The organism is Streptomyces diversicolor, from assembly GCF_057537855.1.
The window spans coordinates 48,126-68,496 of record NZ_BAAJXA010000017.1 but is presented as its reverse complement, the minus strand read 5'-3'; the positions used below and the strand labels follow the sequence as shown (position 1 = coordinate 68,496).

Genomic DNA, 20,371 nt, shown 5'->3' with positions numbered 1-20,371 from the left:
GCGGCACCGATGTGGCTGGGCGCGCAGTTCCCCGCGCCCCTTCGACTTCGGGGCGCTGCCCAAGCGTGGCGCGGCGCCCCAGGGCAAGCCCTTGGGGCCCGCACAAGCCGACGGGGGCCCGCGCGAGCCGGGCGGGTCCCGTGTAAGTCGTCCGTGGGTCCGTCAGGCCCTTGGGGTCACCTTTGTGAGGCCGTTGATGATTCGGTCCATTGCGTCGCCGCCCGTCGGGTCGGTGAGGTTGGCCAGGAGCTTCAGGGCGAACCTCATCAGGACCGGGTGGGTCAGGCCGCGCTGGGTGGCGATCTGCATGACCTTGGGGTTGCCGATGAGCTTCACGAAGGCGCGGCCCAGCGTGTAGTAGCCGCCGTAGGTGTCCTTGAGGACGCGCGGGTAGCGCTGGAGGGCCAGTTCGCGCCGGCCCGGCGTGGACCGGGCGTGCGCCTGGGCGATGACCTCGGCGGCGATCTGGCCGGATTCCATGGCGTAGGCGATGCCCTCGCCGTTGAACGGGTTCACCAGGCCGCCGGCGTCGCCGACCAGCAGCAGGCCCTTGGTGTAGTGCGGCTGGCGGTTGAAGGCCATGGGGAGCGCGGCGCCGCGGATCGGGCCGGTCATGTTCTCGGGGGTGTAGCCCCAGTCCTCCGGCATGGACGCGCACCATGCCTTGAGGATCTCCCGCCAGTCCAGGTCCTTGAAGGAGGCGGAGGTGTTGAGCACGCCCAGGCCGACGTTGGAGGTGCCGTCGCCCATGCCGAAGATCCAGCCGTAGCCGGGCAGCAGCCGGTCCTGGGGGCCGCGCCGGTCCCACAGCTCAAGCCAGGACTCCAGGTAGTCGTCGTCGTGACGCGGGGAGGTGAAGTACGTTCGGACCGCGACGCCCATCGGGCGGTCCTCGCGGCGGTGCAGTCCCATCGCGAGGGACAGCCGGGTGGAGTTGCCGTCGGCGGCGACCACCAGGGGCGCGTGGAAGGTGACCTCCCGCTTCTCCTCGCCGAGCTTGGCCGTCACACCGGTGATGCGGCCGGTGCGGTCGTCGACGATCGGGCCGGAGACGTTGCAGCGCTCGTACAGCCGGGCGCCCGCCTTCTGCGCCTGGCGGGCCAACTGCTCGTCGAAGTCGTCGCGTTTGCGGACCAGTCCGTAGTCCGGGTAGGAGGCGAGGTCCGGCCAGTCCAGTTGGAGGCGGACCCCGCCGCCGATGATCCGCAGGCCCTTGTTGCGCAGCCAGCCGGCCTCCTCGGAGATGTCGATGCCCATCGACACGAGTTGCTTGACGGCGCGCGGGGTGAGGCCGTCGCCGCAGACCTTCTCCCGTGGGAACTCGGTCTTCTCCAGCAGGAGTACGTCGAGTCCGGCCCTGGCGAGGTGGTACGCGGTCGTGGAGCCGGCTGGCCCCGCGCCGACGACGATCACATCGGCGGTGTTGTCGGAGAGGGGCTCGGTCACGGCGGGATCTCCCCAAGGTTCGTTAGGTGCGTGCCGACCGGCACTGGACATGGGCAGTCTATTCAGCGGCGCTGATCACCCGGCTGAAGGGCTGCCCCGTGAACCGTCCGCTTCCGCCTTGATCCGTGACGCTCGGTAGTCGTCTGTCACAGAAAGCCACCTGTCGCTTCCGGCCGCCCCGCACCGGCGTTACCCTTCCAGTACCGCTGGGGGTGACATCTGTGCACATACCACCCAAAACACCGGACGTGCGCGTCCCGCGCCTCGTCGGCCTGATGGCCGTGGACGCGCGTGAGCGGGCCCGGGCACAGGGCCTGTTGCTCAACGCGCCGGACCGACCGGATTTTCACCGCACGGTCGTCGACTACGTCGTGCGCCAGTACCCGCAGCCCGGTGCCGAGGTGCCGCGGGAGTCGATGGTGTACGTGTGGTTCGAGTTCGGCGAGGGCGACGGCGGCGGAGGCGTCCGCGAGCCACGCGTCCCGAGGCCGCCCGCGGGCGGGCTGCAACGGGAACTGGACGAACCGGGCGGCGCCTTCCAGATGACCAACCGCTAGCGGACGGCGCCCGGTCAGGACTCCTTGAAGCCCCGGTGCAGGGCCACCACGCCGCCGGTGAGATTGCGCCAGGCCACCTTCGACCAGCCCGCACCGCGCAGCCGCTCGGCCAGTCCGGCCTGGTCGGGCCAGGCACGGATGGACTCGGCGAGGTAGACGTAGGCGTCCGGGCTTGAGGAGACCGCCCGCGCCACCGGCGGCAGCGCACGCATCAGGTACTCGGTGTAGACGGTGCGGAAGGGCGCCCATGTGGGATGCGAGAACTCACAGATCACGACGCGCCCGCCGGGCCGGGTCACCCGGTGCATCTCGCGCAGCGCGGCATCCGTGTCCTGCACGTTGCGCAGTCCGAAGGAGATCGTCACGGCGTCGAAGGTGTCGTCCCTGAACGGCAGCCGCGTCGCGTCGCCCGCGGTGAAGGGCAGCCAGGCATGGCGTTTCTTGCCGACCTGGAGCATGCCGAGGGAGAAGTCGCAGGGGACGACGTAGGCGCCGGTCCGGGTGAAGGGCAGCGACGAGGTGGCCGTGCCCGCCGCGAGGTCCAGGACCTTCTGCGCGGGGCGCGCGTCGACCGCGCTCGCGACCTCCTTGCGCCAGCGCCGGTCCTGGCCGAGCGACAGGACGTCGTTGGTCAGGTCGTACCGTTCCGCCACGACGTCGAACATCGAGGCGACTTCGTGCGGCTGCTTGTCCAGGGATGCGCGGGTCACCCGCCCATTGTGGCAGCAGGGGGTGGGCCGGCCGCGCGGCGCCCTCGGCGTCGTCACGCCGTGCGGCCGGCCGGGCGGCGGGCCCTCGGCTCCGTCGGCACGGGCAGCAGCCTCGGCCGCCTGCGCGCGGCCACGTCCTCCACCCAGCCGCACAGCAGGACGAAGGCCGCGATCAGGAGCCAGCCGACGCCGAACATGAACCACTGGCTGTCCAGCGGCAGATACCTCTCGAAGGCGGGCACGCCCCAGAGCCGGTCGATCAGCGGCACGGCGAGGACGAGCGCGATCTCGTGCCACAGGTAGATCGTCACCGCGCGGGCGTTGAAGACCGTCACCAGCCGGTCGGTCCGGCGCAGCCGGGTGAGCTGCGCGAAGTCGATCCGGAAGTACTCCTTCGCCCACATCAGCAGCGTGCCGAAACCGGCCGACCAGTACGCCTGCGCCAGCGGGATCTCGTCCAGGTCGTACGTGCCGGACCCGGCCCGGTGCGCAAGGGCGTACCAGCCGCCGTAGCCGAGCGCGGCGAGCGAGAAGGTGACGACGGCGGCCGGTTGGATCCGCCGGAGCACCCCCTCGCGCTGGGCGAAGCCCAGGATCCAGCAGAACAGGTACGTCGACAGGTCCCACAGGGCGCTGCCCAGCCGGCCGTCCGGGGGCGACCAGAGGAAGGCCAGCACCGAGACGGGCGCGAGGGACAGCAGCAGGACCGGGACCGGGGCCCTGCGGAACAGCCACAGCAGGGCCGGGGAGAGCAGCACGAACCAGAGGTACGTCCGCAGGTACCAGAGGACTTCCCAGACCTGCTCGGCCCACGCGTCGCCCGGGGGATCGCCGAGCGGCACGATCCAGTAGACGACCTGGCGGCCCGGCATCCAGCCGTGCACCAGCATCGCGAGGACGACGAAGAGGCCCCAGAACCAGAACGGCACAAGGAGCCTGCGCAGCCGGCCGCGGAGCACCGTGCGCGCGGGCCGCTCCAGGGACCTGGCCATCAGGGAGCCGGCCAGGGCGAACATGATCCCCATCGACGGGAAGACCATGCCGCACCAGGCCCAGCCGAAGGTGTGGTACGTGACGACCCGGACGAGGGCGACCGCGCGCAGCGTGTCGAAGTACCGGTCCCGCCGGCCCGTCCGCGACCGGGAGGGCACCTCCCGCGGCGGCCCGCCGGGCTCCGGGCCGGCGTCGGGCACCGGGACCGGCCCGGCGGCCGGCTCCGGCGACCGGGTTCCGCCCTTGCTGTGCGCGCCCACTCAGCCCACCCCCGCCGCGGTACCGGCCTCGCCGGTCCGCTTCAGCTTCTGCCAGCGCAGCCGGCCGCCGGTGAGGGCGGTGACGCAGGAGTGGATGAGGACGAGGTACATCAGCTGCCGGTAGGCCAGTTGCTGGAGCGGCATCATCAGCAGGTAGCGGTACTTCTCCCGGTCCAGCCGGAACGCGTAGGCGGCGCACAGCAGTTGGACGCCGAGGACCGCGAGCCAGGCCAGCAGGGCGGCCCGGAAGTCGACGAAGAGCATCGAGTAGACGGTGAACACGTCGATGAGCGGGGCGAAGAGCGGCGTGACGATCTGGAAGAGCACCACCAGCGGCATGCCGACCCGGCCGAACCGCCCCGAAGGCCCCCGGTCCGTCAGGGACTTGCGGTGCTTCCACAGGGCCTGCATGGTGCCGTACGACCAGCGGTAGCGCTGCGACCACAGCTGCCCCAGCGAACCGGGCGCCTCCGTCCAGGCCCTGGCGTGCTCCTGGTAGACGACCCGCCGTCCCGCGCGGTGCAGGGCGATGGTGATGTCGGTGTCCTCGGCGAGCGTGTCGTGGCTCATCCCGCCGGCCTCCAGCACCGCCTCGCGGCGGAAGGCGCCGATCGCGCCGGGGATCGTCGGCATGCAGCGCAGCAGGTCGTACATGCGCCGGTCCAGGTTGAAGCCCATCACGTACTCGATGTGCTGCCAGGCCCCGATGACCGTGTCGCGGTTGCCGACCTTGGCGTTGCCGGCGACCGCGCCGACCTCCGGATCGGCGAAGGGCTGCACGAGCTGCCGTACGGTGTCCGGCTCGAAGACGGTGTCGCCGTCCATCATCACGACGATGTCGTGACGGGCGTGCCGGACGCCGTTGTTGAGGGCCGCCGGTTTGCCCGCGTTCTCCTGCCGTACGACCCGGAGGTTCGGCAGGCCGAGGGACTCGGCGATCTCGGCGGTTCCGTCGGTCGAGCCGTCGTCCACCACGATGATCTCGATGGGATGCGTGCTCCTGGCCAGCGATCCGAGGGTGGCGGCGATGCACTCCTTCTCGTTGTACGCAGGGACGATCACGCTCACCGGGCGGGTGACCGGCGGACCCCAGCCGAACCGGCGCCTGTTGCGCTGTCTGTGGTGGCGTCGGGCCAGGAGCAGCATCATCGCGAAGCGGCCCAGCACGGCGACGCCGACGACGATCAGCCCGGCGGACAGCGCGGGCACGGTCCACTCGGCGACGGCCACCGCCGCGATGAGGGCCCTGCCCTCGTAGAGGGTCGTGCCGGTGGCGATGTGGTGGGCGGCCTGCGACCCGGAGCCGGCGGAGGGCCCGGCGGCGCCGTCCGCAGTGGCGCCGCCCGCAGTGGCGCCGCCCGCAGTGGCGCCGCCCGCAGTGGCGCCGCCCGCAGTGGCGCCGCCCGCAGTGGCGCCGCCCGCAGTGGCGCCGCCCGCAGTGGCGCCGCCCGCAGTGGCGCCGCCCGCGGTGGCGCCGCCCGCGCCCCGCACGGCACCGGCCGCCCCGGTCTCCGTAGCGTTCTGCTGCCGCAGGGCGCCGCTGATGGTGGTGAAGGTGTATCCCTTCGCGCGCATCTTCTCGATGTAGCGCGGCAGCGCGGCGATGGTCTGGGAGCGCTCGCCGCCCGCGTCGTGGAAGAGGACCACGGCGCCCTCTGCGTCCTTCGGCGTGGCCCACTTGACGATCTTCGAGACGCCCGGCCGCTTCCAGTCGTCGCTGTCGGTGTCGACGAAGACGCTGGTGTAGCCGTCGGCGCCGAGCTTCTTGTAGACGGGCCAGCTGTAGTCGTCGATGGCGTCGGTCTCCGACGAGTACGGCGCGCGGAAGAGGGTCGTGGTGATGCCCGCGGCGCCCGCGAGGGCGAGTTGCGTCTGCTCCATCTCGCGCTTGATGCGCGCATCGCTCTGGTAGGACAGGTCGACGTGCGTGAACGTGTGGATGCCGACCTCGTTGCCCTGGTCGACCATGGTCCGCACGATGCCGGGGTGGCGGGACACCATCGAGCCGACGAGGAAGAAGGTGCCGGGGACTCCGTACTCGCTCAGGATCTTGAGGACCTTGGGGGTCCAGGTCGGGTCGGGGCCGTCGTCGAAGGTGAGCGCGATGGTCTTGGCCGGGACGGAGACGGCGGTCGCCCGGCCGCCCCGGAAGGTGAGGATGGGGCCGCCGTCGAGCACCGTGTCCGGTACGTCGCTGGAGTCGGCCCCGGTGCGCACCCGCTGGTCGCCGCCGACCTCGGCGCGCAGATAGCCGTCGAGCAGCAGCACGCAGGTCAGCGCGAGCAGGAGCAGCAGGGCGAGGATGACGCGCGGCTTGTGCAGGGCCGCGGCGCGGCCGGCCGCGCGCTCCATGCGGGTGGGGACGCGGCGGCGGCCCCGGGAGGGCATCTGAGGGGTCATCGGATGGCTGTGTTCCGGTCAGTCGGTCACCGCGGACGCGGCCGAGGACGGGGAGGAGGACGGGGAGGCGGACAGGGAAGGGGACGGGGCCAGGGAGGGTGACGAGGAGGAGGCCGGCGACGGGGTGGCGGCGGCCGAGGGAGGGGCCGACGGCTCGGCGTCGGTCGGACGGGCCTGGCTGCCGGTGCCGTCGCGCGGCCCGAAGCCGTCGGGGACCTGCCCGCCGCCGGGAACCCGCCCGTTTCCGCCGCCCGCGAAGGGGAGCAGGGAGGACGGGCTCAGCGAGGTGCCCCAGCCCATGAAGGCGGCGCCGAGCACGCCCGCGTACGCGAGACAGACGACGCCGAGGAGGACGCCGAGGCGGCGCAGCACCTTCGACCGGCGTCCGGAGGCGTCCACGAACACGGGTCCCCCGGCGGAGCCGTTGCCGCGTTTGCGGCGGCGACCGCGCCCGGCGGCACGGCTTTCGATGACAGTCTCGGAATGCATTCCCCGGATATTAGGGAGCCTTTATGTGTCCCGTTCTCTGGAATTGTTGTGAACCGCCCATGAGAGAACGGCCAACCTGTCACTTCCCTGAGAGATTCCCCGGACGGCCAGCCGGACCTCACGCGGAGAACTGGCGCCGATCACCCGAATCGAACACCGTATTTCCCCGTCTTGCCCTTATGTGTCGGTGAGTTGACTGTGCGTCGTCTGTGACGCACAAGCCCGGCGGGCGGCCGGTCGAGTGTGAGACATTTCCCCTCGGAAAAGGCGGTCCGATACCGTCCCGAGACGGATCATGAGACCGACATCACGAGAGCGGAGCATGCGCGATGGGGAGATTCCTGAGGCCGGCGGCCGGATTCGCCGGTGTGATCGCACTGGCCGTCACGGGATGCTCCGGGGGCTCCGGCGGCACGTCCGACGCGGCACCCGCGGCACCCGCGGCACCCGCGGCGACCGGCTCGACCGGCTCGACCGGCTCGACCGGCTCGACCGGCTCGAAAGCTTCCCACGGCGTCGCCTACGCCCCCTACGTCAGCGCCACAGAAGCGTCCGGCAACGACGCCACGGGCTCTCCGACGACATACAACCTCGCCTTCGTGCTCTCGGACGGCAGCGGCTGCACGCCGAAGTGGAACGGCACCCGGTCGGTCACCGACTCCGCGGTGACCTCCCGTATCTCCCGGCTGAAGCGGGACGGCGCGACGGTCCGTGTCTCCTTCGGTGGGGCGTCCGGGACGGAACTCGCACGGACCTGCGGCAGTGCGTCCGAACTGGCGGCGGCCTACGGGGCGGCACTGGACGCGGCCGGTGCCGACCAGGCCGACTTCGACATCGAGGGCGACACGCTCGCCGACTCCGCCTCGGTCGCCCTGCGCTCGGCGGCGATCGCGCTGTTGCAGCGGGAACGCCCCGGCCTGAAGGTCTCCTTCACCCTGCCGGTGATGCCGTCTGGGCTCGACGCCGAGGGACTTGCCCTGCTGGAGTCCGCGAACACGCACGACGTCCAGGTGTCGACCGTCAACATCATGACCATGAACTACGGCGAGTCGTTCACGGGCGACATGGGCGGCTACGCCCTCGCCTCCGCGAAGGCCGCGCACACTCAGCTGAAGAAGGTCTTCGGCCTGACCGACGCGGGTGCCTGGCGGGGCATGGCCGTGACGTCGATGATCGGCGTCAACGACGTCTCCGGCGAGACCTTCACGCTCTCCGACGCGGCCCAGGTGCGTACGTTCGCGAAGGAGAAGGAGATGGCCTGGGTGTCGATGTGGGCGACGTTCCGCGACCGGCCGTGCGGGGGCGGGACGTCGGTGCGGGAGGAGGCGGCGACGAACTGCAGCGGCGTATCCCAGCGAACGGGAGCCTTCGCGACGGCCTTCGCGGGCTGAACCCGGCCGCGGACCACCCTCCCGGCAGCCGGCGGCAGGCAGCATGCGGCAGGCAGTCGGCGCCTTGGGGCAGCCGACGGCCCCGGCGCCTCGGCGAACCATCGGGCGCTCGCTCAGCGCCTGCGGTGCACGAGGCGGCCCGCGCAGACCGTCGCGATGCAGGCGCCGGAGTCGTCCAGCACGGCGAGATCGGCGCGCCCCGCCGGACGGACCGCGGCCGGCCCGGGAGCCGGCAGCACCACCACGTCGTTCCGCTCGGCGGCGGCCCGCAGTTCGGGCGAGTCGACGTGCTCCGCCAGGACCGCCACCGCGCCGAGCTTCAGCACCGCGTGGACACGTTCGCGCGGGCTCGGGGCGTCCGGGAGCGGTCCTTCGTGGACGCGGGCAGGACCCAGCGCGCCCGGCCATCTGCGCACCCGCGCGCCCGGGTAACGCTCCCGCAGGTCCTCGAACGTCCCCACCGCGCCGATCCGGTCGTTCCCCACCACGACGGCTCCGTTCTCGACCGGCGCCGACTCCCAGGTCACATACAGCCGGTCGGCCGCGTGGATGGTCTCCACCTCGCTCCCGCCCGTCAGTTGGACGCGAGCAGCTTCAGTTCGGGGTGGGCCGTGCCGCCCTCGATGGCCGTGGACGAGATGTGCGACATCACCCGCTCGTCGACGGGGTCGTTCGCCGGGTCGTCGTGCACGACAAGGTGCTCGTACGTCGTCGCGCGCTGCGCCGGGACCCGGCCCGCCTTGCGGATCAGGTCGATGATCTCCAGCCGGTTGGAGCGGTGCTTGGCTCCCGCGGAGGAGACCACGTTCTCCTCCAGCATGATCGAGCCGAGGTCGTCGGCGCCGTAGTGCAGGGACAGCTGGCCGACCTCCTTGCCCGTGGTCAGCCAGGACCCCTGGATGTGCTGGACGTTGTCGAGGAAGACCCGGGCGGTCGCGATCATCCGCAGGTACTCGAAGAGCGTGGCCTGGGTGCGGCCCTTCAGATGGTTGTTCTCGGGCTGGTAGGTGTACGGGATGAAGGCCCGGAAGCCGCCCGTGCGGTCCTGTACGTCGCGGATCATCCGCAGGTGCTCGATCCGCTCGGCGTTGGTCTCGCCCGTGCCCATCAGCATGGTCGACGTGGACTCCACGCCCAGCCGGTGCGCGGTCTCCATGATCTCCAGCCAGCGCTCGCCGCTCTCCTTCAGCGGCGCGATGGCCTTGCGCGGGCGTTCCGGCAGCAGTTCGGCGCCCGCGCCCGCGAAGGAGTCGAGGCCCGCCTCGTGGATCCGGGTGATGGCCTCCTCGACCGTCACCCCGGAGATCCGGGCCATGTGCTCGACCTCCGAGGCGCCCAGCGAGTGGATCACCAGCTGGGGGAACGCCTCCTTGATGGCCCGGAAGTGCTTCTCGTAGTACTCGACGCCGTAGTCGGGGTGGTGCCCGCCCTGGAACATGATCTGCGTGCCGCCCAGTTCGACGGTCTCGGCGCAGCGCCGCAGGATGTCGTCGAGGTCGCGGGTCCAGCCCTTCGCGGTGTCCTTGGGGGCGGCGTAGAAGGCGCAGAACTTGCACGCGGTCACGCAGACGTTGGTGTAGTTGATGTTGCGCTCGATGATGTACGTCGCGATGTGCTCGATGCCCGCGTACTTGCGCCGGCGTACCGCGTCCGCGGCGGCGCCCAGCGCGTGCAGCGGGGCGTCGCGGTAGAGGTCGAGCGCTTCCTCGGGGGTGATCCGCCCCCCGGCGGCCGCACGGTCGAGGACGGACTGGAGGTCGGCCTTCTCGGTCACCGGGGCGTCCCTTTCGTCGAGGAAATCAAAAGGTGCGCGTGAAGCGCTCGGTACAAGGGGGTCGGTACTGGGGGGTCGGTACAGGAGGAAGACGGGCAGGCGGACCGGACCAGCCTACGCCAGCCCCCTCACCGGCCCGCTTTCAGGCCGCGTACGCGCCGATCAGCAGGCCCGCGTACGCCCCGGCGATCAGGAACGGCCCGAACGGGATCGCCGTCTTGCGGCCCGCACGCCGGCCGGCCACGAGGGCGCCGGCGTACACCGCGCCGAACAGGAAGCCGGCGAAGGTGCCGAGCAGCAGGGTCGGCCAGCCGTACCAGCCGAGCGCCGCGCCCGCCCCGAGGGCCAGCTTCACATCGCCGAAGCCCATGCCGCCGGGGTTGATCAGGAACAGCACGAAGTAGCCGCCGCCGAGCGCGAGGGCGCCGTAGAGCGCGGTGAGCCAGTGGCCGGCGTGCTCGGGCACGAGGGCCGCCACGGCGAGCAGGCCGAGCGCGGCGGCGGCCAGCGGCAGGGTCAGCGGGTCCGGCAGCCGCTGCACCCGGAAGTCCACGACCGCGAGCAGCACCCCGAGGGGCGCGAGCAGCAGCCAGACGCCGAGTTCGGGACGGGTACCGGTGGCGGCGGCGAGAGCGGCAGAGAGCACCCCGGTGACGACGGCGAGGACGGGGACACGGGGGCCGTACCGGTACGCCGTGCCGACGGCCCGCGCGCTCTGGTCCGCGGAAGCCCCACCGCCGGCGGCCCCAACACGCCCACACCCCCGACCCACACCACCGGCACCCGCACCATCCGGGTACGAACCGTTAGGGTCAGGACCGCTCGGGTCCGCGCCGTCCGGGTCAGGGCCGTTCAGGTCCGCACCCTCCGTACCCACACCGCCGCCGCCCGTGCCCTCCGCGCCCGCGCCGTCGGCCGGGGGTGGGGGGCAGGTGGTGCAGTGGGCCGGGCCGAGCCAGCCCCGTACCGGGTGGCCGGCCGGGCAGAGGTGGTGCCAGGGCTCGCCCGCCGGGGCGGAGAAGCGGTAGGCGGCCCGGGGCAGCAGCGCACCGGCCGCCGCGCCCCACAGCGCGGCGGCGACGATCGTCGCGAGGTCGCTCATCCCGCGACGGCGCCGTCGCGCCACGACGGCAGCAGCTCGTCGAGGAGCGCTTCCGTGCGCGGCGGCAGACCGCGGGCGCCGCTGCGGGCGAGCAGATCGGCGGCGAGCGAACGGACCCGCGCGGGTTCGCGGGTGGCGTGGGTGGCGCGCAGCAGCTCGTTCCACAGCCGCTCGTCGGACGGCGCGGTCCGCAGCGCCGCGTCCAGCGCCTCGATCGCCTTCTCCGCGCGGTCCTTCTCCAGGTGGAACGCGGACAGCGCGAGCCCGATGTCGGCGACCAGCAGCGGGAGCCGGGCGTCGATGATCTCGTGGGTGAGCCAGCGGTAGCGGTCCTCGGGGCGATCCGCGAGCAGCGGACCGCGGACCAGGACCAGCGCGTCGGTGAGCAGCCGTCCGCGCACCGCCCGGCTGTCCACGCCCTTGCCCTGGGTGGCCTCGTGGTAGAGGGAACGCAGCACGTCCAGGTCGGAGACGACGGACTTGGCGAGCGTGAGCCGGCCGGTCGCGTCGGTGCCGAGCCGTGCCGTGCCGTCCGGGTCGCTGCCGAGCCAGCCGCGCAGCCGCTCGACGAGCGCGTCCCGTACGTCCTCGGTGACACCGCGCGGCCACAGCGCGGAGGCCAGCACGCGCGGGTGGACACCCTCGCGGTGCAGGAGCAGCAGGGCCAGCGCCTCGTGGAGCAGCGCGCTGCGCTCGCCGTCCGGGGTGTCCAGGCCGATGATCTCGTACGGTCCGACGAGCCGGGCGTACACCGCGGGCCGGCCCTGTTCGCTGATGTCCACGAGGAACGGCGGGGCGTTGACCGGGCCGTCCGGATCGCGGTCGGGATCGGCGTCGACGAACAGTTCGACGACGGCGCGCTGCTGGACGGCGGGCAGCATCTGGGCGTCCAGTTCGAGGCCGAGCAGCGGAGCGAGCAGCCTGCCCTCGGCCGTGATCTCCATCTCCCAGGCGGCGCCCGGCAGTTCGCCGGTCTCGGTGCCGACCAGGTAGCCGATGCCGAGGCGGCCGGCGTCGGCGGCGAGTTCGGCGAGCCGGAGCGCGTCCTCGGCGGAGGGCTGTGCGGCGAGCAGCACCAGGTGGGGCGCCCAACGGGTGTGCTGGGCGGGCCCGGTACGGCCGGTGAGGACGGAGTCGTGCCCGGCGGCGCCCAGTGCCCCGCGGCGCTGCCGGGTCTCGGCCTCCATGGTCTCGATGAGCGCGTCGATGCCGTCGAGGTGGCGCAGCCGGTTCGGGGCGAGCGCAGTGAGGTCGGCGCCGAAGCCGACGAGGGTGATGGTCATGCGGTCCGACCAGCCGTTGGTGGCGAGTTCGGCGGCGACCGAGGCGAACACGGCGGCCCGGTCGGCCTCGCGTCCGCCGAGCGAGACGATGCCGGGCACCGCCTCCAGGTTGAGCAGCAGCCGGGAGTCGTCCATGGTGCCGAGGCTGACGAGACCCGGGTAGGGCGCCGCGGTGTCCACGTCCTCGTACCGCTCGGCGTCGGACCGGGCGAGCATCCAGAACGTCTGGTCCTGCCCGAGCCGCCAGGGCGCGGGCGGTTTCCCGGCCGGCTGGGCGAGCTGGAGGTGCAGGTCGCCGTTGCTCAGCCAGGCGGCGTAGACGACGGGCAGGGCCCGTGACTCGGCGGCGAGGGCGGCGGCCAGGCCACGCAGCGACCGGTCGAGCAGCCGTACGCCCTCGGGGTCGGCGCCGACCAGCAGCGCGTCCTGCGCGTCCTGGGCGTCGCCGGACGGTGTGGGCGGCTCCATGCCGCGCCGGCCGCCGACGGCCCCGAGCGCCGACTGCCACAGCGCCTGCCGGCGCCGGCGTCCGAGGGCGCCGAGCAGGCCGGCCGCGAGGAGGGGCGCGCCGATGAGGGCCTCGGGCAGGCCGAATCCCCCATCGGCGTGGCTGCCGGAACTGTTCCGTGCGGGGCTCGCGTGCTGCTGCCCGCGCCCCTGCGCCTCCCCGTGCCCGGCGCCGGCGTCCGTGCCGGGCCGCTGCTCGGGCCGCGAGGCGCGAGAGGCGTCCGCGCCGCCGCCCTCCTGGGCGTGGCCCTGGTCCTGGTCGCCGGTCCTGGCGTAGTCGTGGATCTGCTGCTGGACGTCCGGGGAGACCTGGGCGTCGGGCATCTCGACCAGTTCGCCGCCGCGTGCGTCTGCGGGCATCTCCATGATCCAGCCGGGCCGGATCAGGCTCGCCTCGGACAGCCGTGAACCGTCGGGCTGTACGCGGTCCTTGTTGAGTTCGTAGATCTCCTTGTACCGGCGGCCGTCGCCGAGGTGGCGCTGCGCTATCTCCCACAGGGAGTCGTGGTGGCGTCCCTCGGGCGGCTGGATCCGGTAGTACTTGGTCCCGCCGTCCCTGGCGGAGGCGGCGCCGGTGTCCGTGTGGGCGGCGGCCTGCGCGGCCTGCTCGGCGAGGGCGGCGGCGGTGCCGGCGGCCTGTTCCTGCTGCTGGGCGAAGAGTCCGGGGGTCTGCTGGGCGGCGGCCACCGTGCCCTTCTGGTTGCCTTCCAGGCTGTGCCCCAGCTGCGAAAGGCCCGGGGTGAGGCCGGCCGCGGTGGCGCCGACCAGCAGCAGTGCGGCGACGAGTTGACGGGCGAGCAGCTGGCTGGGGCCGGCGCCGGGGACGCGTCCGGCCAGGCCCACGCCGGACAGCGCGGCCTTGGCCTCCACGAGCACGCAGGCGGTGAACTGGGCCCAGGCGAGCCACACGATCACCGTCAGCACGTTCAGGAAGGTCTGGACGGTGATCTCCTGCTGCAGCCACTCCAGTTTCGGCGCCCCGCTCGGCAGCGGCCAGCCGACCTGGACGGCGAGGGCGCCGGGTACGCCGACGACGAGCACGAGCAGGGCGATGAACGCGAGGAACGCCTTGACGAAGTCCCCGAACGTACGGCGCCGCACGCGTACCGGCTGCGGTGTCCGATTCCTCGGGCCCGTCGGGCTTCCCGTCGAGCTTGATGTGCTGCGTCGCGCCATGGCGGGTGTCCTGGGTCGTGTGTGGGAGGCGTGGGTCGGGGGCGGGTGGAACCTACAGAGATCCTAGGGACCGGGACCGACACCGTCGAAGCCCCGACGGCACCCGAACCGGGCGCCCAGAAGCCCCAGTTCACCGAATGCCCGATATGCACCCATTGCTGGTGGCCCGCCGCCCGGGACGCCGCTGTTCTCTCGCCTGTGCACCGTCCGTGGCCTCAGCCGACCTGGTTCTCTGCCTGGGCGCGGCCGTGTACGACGACGTTTCCGCCGTAGAGCAGGCCCGTGAACACCGGCTGGTAGGTCAACTGCACCTCGACCTCGACCTGTTGGGCGTCGGCCGCCACGCAGTGGCTCGCGGCGATGTCGGGGCCGGTCATGTCCATCTCGCGGGCGAAGGTCTTCACCCGCGCGTCGCAGTTCTGGTAGTTGATCGGCGCGGGGCCGCCCTGGTTGCCGTAGAGGGCTTCCTTGTCTATGTCCTGGGCGGCGTAGCGGGCCGCCTGTTCCGCGATGTCGGCGGCGCGTTCCCGCTTCGAGATGGACAGGCCGCCGTCGATCACGAACGCCGACAGGGACAGGAAGACCAGGGTGAAGATGATCACCGCGCCGGCGCCCGAGCCCCGGTCGTCCAGCCTCGGCCGGCGGGCGGACCACCACGCACGTACGACTGTCCTCACGCCGTCCTCCGGAACGGGTCCAGCGGGGAACTGAAGCTCGCCGACAGCCGGGTCGGGACGTCGAGGCCCAGCATGGCCAGGCCCCGCACCTGGCAGCTCACCTCGACCGTGAAGAGGGTGTCGGGTTCGAAGCCCTGGCTGGTCTGGACGACGGACACCGGCCCTGAGCAGACGTCGGCCAGGTCCGCCTCGGCGGCCCTGCGGGCCTCGGCCAGGGCGGTGGGGTGGTCCTTCTGGATCGATCCTGCGCGTGCCGCGTCGCGCGCGGCGCCGTCCAACGCTCCCCGTCCGTCGACCAGTTGCCCGAACGCCACCAGGACCAGGATGAACAGGATCATCACCGGGGCCAGGATCACCACCTCGACCGTCGACAGGCCGCGGTCGCCTCGGGCCGGTCGTCCGAAGGCGGCGAAGATGCGGGCAGCGGGCATTCAGTTGCCCCCTTCCGGTACGAATCGCTCCACCGGCCCGGAGGACCGGGCGTGCACCGTCAGGTCGAGGCCGGGGAACACCGTGGGCACCCGCGCGGAGATCTCCACGCCCACCGTGTTCGGTTCGGGCTGGAGCAGTTTCACGTCCGGTGCCAGCACGAGTTGCGGGCCGAGTTGGCGGATGTAGGAGTCGACGACGTCACGGGCCTCGCCCCGCCAGCCGCCCGGCTGTTCGTCGGCCGTGGCGCGGGCCTTGCGGGCGCCCGCCTGGGCCGCCGCCTGGGCCACGTGGTCGGCGAAGAAGTACAGCGCGAACTGCACCGTGGCGAAGATCATGAAGAACAGGACGGGGGTGAGCAGCACGAACTCGATCGCGGTCATGCCAACGTCACCGGCCTCGCCGCGCGCGGCCCGCGCGCGGCGGCGCGCCCATCTGACCACGCCCACCATCAACCCCCGTCATCCCCGTCGTCGTGCGTAGTGCGTCGTGTGGAGTACGTCGTGCGTAATACGTCGGTGCGTCGTGCGTCGGTGCGTCGTGCGTCGTGTCGGATCGGCCCGTCCCATCCCTGGCCGGGCCGGGCCTGGCCGGGCCGCGTCGGGTCGTCCCTTCGTCGTCGTCCCGTCTCGTGTGTGCGGTCAGCAGGTCTTGCCCGCGTCGGCGCCCTTGATGCAGTCGCCGACCTTGTTCGCGCCCTCGCTCAGCGCGGCGTTGATGATCGCGGCCACCACGCCGACGATCGCCACCACGACCGCGGAGATGATGACCCACTCGACGGCGGATGCGCCACGGTCCAGTTCGCCGGAGCGGGCGCGCCGCACCCGGGCCTGCAGGAAGGTGACCAGGAAGTCCACCGCCGGGATTCCGGTGCGGACGGTGCGTTCGGTCATGGGAGTCGTCCTCTCAACTCAGCTCGACTCGGCTGGTGGTTCGGGCAGTGGAGCTCATGGAAGCTGGGGAAGCAAGGGCGGCTGTGGCGGCCCGGGGGTCACGGATCGTAGGACGATGCGTACGTCTGGGTCGGTTCACACCTGGAACACCCGCATGGCCGCAGGGAAGATGAGGAACACCAGGAAGCCGGCGCACAGCAGCAGTTGCGCCACGAGCATCGACTGCGATTTCTCGCCCGCGCTGCCCTCGATCTCGGCGAGTTCGCGGTGCCGCATGGTCTCGGCGCGGGAGGCGAGCGATTCGCGCACCTTGGCGCCGTCGTCCGCGACCAGCGCCAGCGAGGCCGAGAGGTCCTTCAGTTCCTCCACGCCCAGTTCCTCGCCGAGTTGACCGAGCGCCTGCCACTGGCTGACGCCGGTGATCCGGGCGTCGGCGAGCGCGCTGCGGATGCGCTGGTTGGCCCAGCCGTCGGACACCTCGGCCGCCGCCATCAGCGCCTCGGGCAGGCCCCGGCCGCCGGCCAGGCTCATCGACACCAGGTCCAGATAGGCGCCGATCACCCGCCGCAGGTCCCGGCGCTTGTCGGCGGCGTCCCGACGCACCTCCAGATCGGGCAGGAAGAAGAACAGCGCCCCGCACAACAGGGCCAGCCAGACCGGGATGAGCGGGCTGCGGCCAAAACCCAGCGTCCAGACCACCGCGAACAGGAACGGCCCGAAGAACAGCCCGGCCGTGGCCAGCAGCACCTTCGTCGCCAGGAACTTCTCCCAGCTGCGGTCGAGGACCGCGAGGTCGGCGCGCAGCGAGCGCTGCTCCCAGCCCTGGTGCAGATAGAACTCGGAGACACGGGCGCCGATTTCGGCACGCAGCGAGCCGAGGCGCCCGGTGTCCTTGGTCTGCCGCGCCGATTCGTACGCCGCGCCCCTCGCGCGCATCGCGTCGATGCGGGCGACCTGGGCGACCGCGCTCCGCTTCGACGGCATCAGGGCGCGGATGAGGGCGTAGACACCCAGTCCGAAGACCACGCCGACCAGGATCGGCATCGTCAGGTTCACCGGCGTGCACCTTCTTCCGACGGGGAGGACTGGAACGGCGGGGGCTGCTGGGTCTGTTGGGGCTGCGGTCCGCTCGGGGCGGCGGTGCGCGGCCGTACGAACTGCACCGAGGACTCGTCGCGGATCAGGAAGCGTTCGGGTGTCTCGATCGTGGACAGCTTGCGCAGCCACCAGAAGCCGAGGGCGAACAGGGCGCAGACGACGGCGAGGACGAGCTGGCCGACGGGGGTGCCGTACGGCGAGACGAAGTCGCGGTTGAAGACGGCGAGGCCGAGGACGAAGGCGATGGACACCGCGACCACGATCTGCACCGAGCGGCGGGTGGAAGCGCGCTGCGCCATCACACGCTGGCGCATGTCGACCTCCTCGCGCGCCGACTTGGCGAGCGCGCCGAGGACCTGACGCAGACCGGGGCCGCGCAGCCGGGCGTTGAGGATCAGCGCGGCCACGATGATGTCGGCGGACGCGTCGTCGATCTCGTCGGCGAGGTGCTGAAGCGCCTCGGGCAGCGGGGTGCGGGCGCGCAACCGGTCGACGAGCGCGTCGAGATGGGGCCGCAGCACGGGGGCCGCGGCGCGCGCGGACGCCGGTATGGCCTGCTCCAGGCCGACCGCGCCCGCGATGGTGTCGCGCAGGGACTCCGTCCAGGAGGCAAGGGCCTCCACCCGGCGCATGGCGGACCGTTCCTCCGCCGCGCCGCCGAAGAGCCGGTCCCAGAAGAAGACGAGGACGCCGGCCGCGAGTCCGGCCACCGCCCAGCGGGTCAGCAGCAGCACGGCGAGGCCGACGATGGCGGCGAGCGAGCCGCGCTGTCCGGCGAACCGGATCAGCTCGGCGATCCGCTCGTCGGCCTTCTGCTTCTCGTGTGCGGGCTTGGCGGGCAGGCCGCGCACGGCGAGCATCAGCAGCGCGAGTCCGCCGCCGACGGCGACGCCGCTGCCGATCGAGTACAGGACGGTGGTGGAGAAGAGGCCGCCCATGGAGCCGAGCGAGCCGAGCGCCGTGTGCGTGGCCGCGTCCGCGGCGAAGTGCGTCATGGTCACCCCCACGCCCCGTGCGGCTGGTAGCCGTGGGCCATCAGGTCCTCCAGGCAGGCTATGGGCGCGTGCGGTACGACCCGGCCGTCGGGGGTCTCGGCGAACACCTCGCTGGACAGCACCCGGCCGTCGACGCCGTTGACCTCGCGGACGGAGGTGACCATGCGCTGGAGCCGGCCCCCGCTCTGGTAGTCGTTGCGCCGCTGGATGAAGACGACGAAGTTCACCGCGCCCGCGATCAGCATCTGGCTTGCCTCGATGGGCAGCCGCTCGGATGCCTGCAACGCGTAGGTGGAGATGCGGTTGAAGACCTCGCTTGAGCTGTTGGCGTGGATCGTGGACAGCGAGCCGTCGTTGCCCTGCGACATCGCGTTGAGCATGGTGACGATCTCGTCGCCCAGCACCTCACCGACGATCACCCGGGAGGGGTTCATGCGCAGTGAGCGGCGGACCAGTTCGGCCATGCTGATGGCGCCCTGGCCCTCGGAGTTGGGCAGCCGTTCCTCGAACGCCACCACGTTGGGGTGCAGGTCGGGGAAGGTGTCCAGCCCTAGTTCCAGGGCGCGTTCGACGGTGATGAGCCGTTCGTTCGGCGGGATCTCGTTGGCCAGGGCGCGCAGCAGCGTGGTCTTGCCCGCGTTGGTGGCCCCGGCGATCATGATGTTCTTGCGGGCGCGCACGGCGCAGGCGAGGAAGTGTCCCAACTCCGGGCCCAGGGTGCCGTTTCCGACGAGGTCGGAGATGAACACCTTGCCCATGCGGGCGCGCCGGATGGACAGCGCGGGCCGCCGGGCGACGTCCATGACGGCGGAGAGCCGGGAACCGTCGGGCAGCCGCAGGTCGAGCTGCGGGTTGGCGGAGTCGAACGGCCGGGAGGACAGACCGGAGTAGGCGCCCAGCACCTGGATCAGCTCGATCAGTTCCTCGTCGGTCTCGGCGACCGGCTCGCCCCTGGTCTCCCGGCCGTCCGAGTAGCCGACGAAGACCTGGTCGCAGCCGTTGATGTCGATGTTCTCGACGTCGGGGTCGTCCAGCAGGGGCTGGAGCCGGCCCACGCCGAACAGCGCGGCGTGCACGGCGGCCGCGTACTGCTCCTCGGTCTCGGCGTCCAGGGGCGTACGGCCCGCGTTGATCTCGGTGCGGGCGTACTCCTCCAGGATCTGGGCGATGACCGCGCGCGCGTACTGCCGTTCGTCCTCCGTGGACATCGGCGAGACGCCGCCCACCTGGTCGAGACGGCGCTGTTCGGCGATGCGGTCGCCGGCGTCCTGCCGGAACCGCTTGACCAACTGGTGGTCGACAGCGGTCATCGGCCGGCCCCCGCATGACCCTGCTGGGGCCGCTGCACCTGGTGGGGCTGCTGGGACTGGTGGGCCTGGGCGGAGGCGGCCCAGGCGGCGCCGTACTGCTGGTACAGGTCGGCGGTCACCTTGCGGGCGGAGCGGATCAGCAGGGACTTGTCGAGGCGGCCCCGCTTGCGGCCGGCCAACTGGTCGGCGCCGGTGGGGTCGTTGGCGAGGGTGCCGACCACCCGGGCGCCGGTCTGGGCGTGCACCAGCATGTCGTTGACCTGGCCGGCGATCTTCGCTGAGCTGTTCGGGTCGGCGATCAGGACGACGCCGATGAGCGGGGTGGCGAGGGTCGCGGCGCCGCGCGGACCGCCGTGCAGCTTGGCGGAGAGGGCGGCGGCGCGGTCCCGGACGCGGGCCAGCGACTCGGGTTCGGTGCGCGAGAGGAGCAGCACCAGGGCCGCGTGCGGGAACAGCTCGACGGCCGGGGTGTCCCCGCTGATGCGCCCGCAGTCGGCGAGGACGTCGGCGGGCGCGTTCGGGGAGTCGGCGAGGGAGGCGAAGGCGTGCCCGAGCGTGGGCCAGAGCCCGGCGAGGCCGGCGGCCTGCTCGGCGATGCCGAGCCCGACGAGCACTTCGAGACCGCCGCTCAACGGCTGTACGTGGTCCCAGAGTTGGTCGGGCACCAGGCCCCGGCGGGCGGTGGCGGCTATGGACAGCATGCCGGTGTTCGGGTTGAGCGGTCCGCCGTGCGCTGCGGCGCTGCGGTAGACCAGGTCACCGCCGGCCGGGTCGGCCTCGGCGAGCAGCGCGCGCCGGGGCCAGACCGCCGCGAGGGCGACGGCCGCGGTGGTGACGCCGGGGGAACCCTTGTCGGCGGCGAGAGCGATGAGCGCCATGGG

General features: G+C 72.3%; 19 protein-coding genes. 2 read left to right on the top strand and 17 right to left on the bottom strand.

The genetic code is table 11. The features are described from left to right. Positions 1-162: 162 nt before the first annotated feature. Positions 163-1,497 (bottom strand): geranylgeranyl reductase family protein, encoded by a 1,335-nt coding sequence (locus AC27LF_RS21190; protein ID WP_479659177.1) that lies wholly within the window; start codon positions 1,495-1,497, stop codon positions 163-165. Positions 1,498-1,694: 197 nt separating this feature from the next. Here AC27LF_RS21190 and AC27LF_RS21185 point away from each other — a divergent pair, with 197 nt between their 5' ends. Then, the gene (locus AC27LF_RS21185) at positions 1,695-2,003 is read left to right on the top strand and encodes a PASTA domain-containing protein (protein WP_479659178.1); all 309 of its coding nucleotides are present in this window, start codon (positions 1,695-1,697) and stop codon (positions 2,001-2,003) included. Between the two features lie 14 nt (positions 2,004-2,017). Here AC27LF_RS21185 and AC27LF_RS21180 read toward each other — a convergent pair whose 3' ends face one another. The 4 genes from AC27LF_RS21180 to AC27LF_RS21165 are packed head-to-tail and all read right to left on the bottom strand — an operon-like array spanning position 2,018 to position 6,855. Beyond that, entirely contained in the window at positions 2,018-2,713 is a 696-nt protein-coding gene (locus tag AC27LF_RS21180) for a demethylmenaquinone methyltransferase (protein WP_479659179.1), read from the bottom strand. Positions 2,714-2,766: 53 nt separating this feature from the next. After that, positions 2,767-3,966, bottom strand: coding sequence for an acyltransferase family protein (locus AC27LF_RS21175; RefSeq protein ID WP_479659180.1), 1,200 nt, complete (start codon positions 3,964-3,966; stop codon positions 2,767-2,769). Further along, a complete protein-coding gene (locus tag AC27LF_RS21170) occupies positions 3,967-6,366 on the bottom strand; it encodes a bifunctional polysaccharide deacetylase/glycosyltransferase family 2 protein (protein ID WP_479659181.1) in 2,400 nt (799 codons plus the stop codon). Positions 6,367-6,384: 18 nt separating this feature from the next. After that, a complete protein-coding gene (locus tag AC27LF_RS21165; RefSeq protein WP_479659182.1) occupies positions 6,385-6,855 on the bottom strand; it encodes a hypothetical protein in 471 nt (156 codons plus the stop codon). Between the two features lie 329 nt (positions 6,856-7,184). Between AC27LF_RS21165 and AC27LF_RS21160 the strand changes: the two genes are divergently transcribed. Next, positions 7,185-8,246 carry a chitinase gene (locus AC27LF_RS21160; RefSeq protein ID WP_479659183.1) on the top strand — a complete coding sequence of 354 codons (1,062 nt, stop codon included), beginning with the start codon at positions 7,185-7,187 and terminating at the stop codon, positions 8,244-8,246. A gap of 113 nt (positions 8,247-8,359) precedes the next feature. On the opposite strand, the gene AC27LF_RS21155 is transcribed toward AC27LF_RS21160, so the two are convergent. The 12 genes from AC27LF_RS21155 to AC27LF_RS21100 form a co-directional block, all read right to left on the bottom strand. Continuing rightward, on the bottom strand, positions 8,360-8,806 hold the full coding sequence (locus AC27LF_RS21155; RefSeq protein ID WP_479659184.1) for an imidazolonepropionase-like domain-containing protein: 447 nt from the start codon (positions 8,804-8,806) through the stop codon (positions 8,360-8,362). 14 nt (positions 8,807-8,820) lie between these two features. Beyond that, a complete protein-coding gene (gene mqnC, locus AC27LF_RS21150; protein ID WP_479659185.1) occupies positions 8,821-10,020 on the bottom strand; it encodes a cyclic dehypoxanthinyl futalosine synthase in 1,200 nt (399 codons plus the stop codon). A 142-nt stretch (positions 10,021-10,162) separates the two neighbouring features. Beyond that, positions 10,163-11,122 (bottom strand): prepilin peptidase, encoded by a 960-nt coding sequence (locus AC27LF_RS21145; RefSeq protein ID WP_479659186.1) that lies wholly within the window; start codon positions 11,120-11,122, stop codon positions 10,163-10,165. After that, complete coding sequence (locus AC27LF_RS21140) at positions 11,119-14,088, bottom strand: BTAD domain-containing putative transcriptional regulator (protein ID WP_479659187.1); 2,970 nt, start codon at positions 14,086-14,088, stop codon at positions 11,119-11,121. The genes AC27LF_RS21145 and AC27LF_RS21140 overlap by 4 nt, the downstream gene beginning before the upstream one ends. Before the next feature lie 215 nt (positions 14,089-14,303). After that, entirely contained in the window at positions 14,304-14,765 is a 462-nt protein-coding gene (locus AC27LF_RS21135) for a TadE/TadG family type IV pilus assembly protein (protein ID WP_479659188.1), read from the bottom strand. Next, complete coding sequence (locus AC27LF_RS21130; RefSeq protein ID WP_479659189.1) at positions 14,762-15,196, bottom strand: TadE/TadG family type IV pilus assembly protein; 435 nt, start codon at positions 15,194-15,196, stop codon at positions 14,762-14,764. Before AC27LF_RS21130 ends, AC27LF_RS21135 begins: the two co-directional genes overlap by 4 nt. Continuing rightward, entirely contained in the window at positions 15,197-15,646 is a 450-nt protein-coding gene (locus AC27LF_RS21125; protein ID WP_479659190.1) for a TadE family protein, read from the bottom strand. Positions 15,647-15,835: 189 nt separating this feature from the next. Further along, positions 15,836-16,087: a hypothetical protein gene (locus AC27LF_RS21120; RefSeq protein ID WP_479659191.1), complete on the bottom strand. Its 252-nt coding sequence runs from the start codon at positions 16,085-16,087 to the stop codon at positions 15,836-15,838. Between the two features lie 135 nt (positions 16,088-16,222). Then, entirely contained in the window at positions 16,223-17,143 is a 921-nt protein-coding gene (locus AC27LF_RS21115) for a type II secretion system F family protein (RefSeq protein ID WP_479659192.1), read from the bottom strand. Further along, the gene (locus AC27LF_RS21110) at positions 17,140-18,180 is read right to left on the bottom strand and encodes a type II secretion system F family protein (protein WP_479659193.1); all 1,041 of its coding nucleotides are present in this window, start codon (positions 18,178-18,180) and stop codon (positions 17,140-17,142) included. The genes AC27LF_RS21115 and AC27LF_RS21110 overlap by 4 nt, the downstream gene beginning before the upstream one ends. A 2-nt stretch (positions 18,181-18,182) precedes the next feature. Beyond that, entirely contained in the window at positions 18,183-19,490 is a 1,308-nt protein-coding gene (locus tag AC27LF_RS21105; protein ID WP_479659194.1) for a TadA family conjugal transfer-associated ATPase, read from the bottom strand. After that, complete coding sequence (locus AC27LF_RS21100; RefSeq protein ID WP_479659195.1) at positions 19,487-20,368, bottom strand: hypothetical protein; 882 nt, start codon at positions 20,366-20,368, stop codon at positions 19,487-19,489. The genes AC27LF_RS21105 and AC27LF_RS21100 overlap by 4 nt, the downstream gene beginning before the upstream one ends. Between the last annotated feature and the right edge of the window lie 3 nt (positions 20,369-20,371).

Coding starts and splice junctions, on each gene's coding strand:
- AC27LF_RS21120 (WP_479659191.1), bottom strand. CDS start 16,087: ATGACCGAACGCACCGTCCGCACCGGAATCCCGGCGGTGGACTTCCTG.
- AC27LF_RS21160 (WP_479659183.1), top strand. CDS start 7,185: ATGGGGAGATTCCTGAGGCCGGCGGCCGGATTCGCCGGTGTGATCGCA.
- AC27LF_RS21110 (WP_479659193.1), bottom strand. CDS start 18,180: ATGACGCACTTCGCCGCGGACGCGGCCACGCACACGGCGCTCGGCTCG.
- AC27LF_RS21125 (WP_479659190.1), bottom strand. CDS start 15,646: ATGGTGGGCGTGGTCAGATGGGCGCGCCGCCGCGCGCGGGCCGCGCGC.
- AC27LF_RS21140 (WP_479659187.1), bottom strand. CDS start 14,088: ATGGCGCGACGCAGCACATCAAGCTCGACGGGAAGCCCGACGGGCCCG.
- AC27LF_RS21105 (WP_479659194.1), bottom strand. CDS start 19,490: ATGACCGCTGTCGACCACCAGTTGGTCAAGCGGTTCCGGCAGGACGCC.
- AC27LF_RS21145 (WP_479659186.1), bottom strand. CDS start 11,122: ATGAGCGACCTCGCGACGATCGTCGCCGCCGCGCTGTGGGGCGCGGCG.
- AC27LF_RS21170 (WP_479659181.1), bottom strand. CDS start 6,366: ATGACCCCTCAGATGCCCTCCCGGGGCCGCCGCCGCGTCCCCACCCGC.
- AC27LF_RS21190 (WP_479659177.1), bottom strand. CDS start 1,497: ATGTCCAGTGCCGGTCGGCACGCACCTAACGAACCTTGGGGAGATCCC.
- AC27LF_RS21165 (WP_479659182.1), bottom strand. CDS start 6,855: ATGCATTCCGAGACTGTCATCGAAAGCCGTGCCGCCGGGCGCGGTCGC.
- AC27LF_RS21130 (WP_479659189.1), bottom strand. CDS start 15,196: ATGCCCGCTGCCCGCATCTTCGCCGCCTTCGGACGACCGGCCCGAGGC.
- AC27LF_RS21100 (WP_479659195.1), bottom strand. CDS start 20,368: ATGGCGCTCATCGCTCTCGCCGCCGACAAGGGTTCCCCCGGCGTCACC.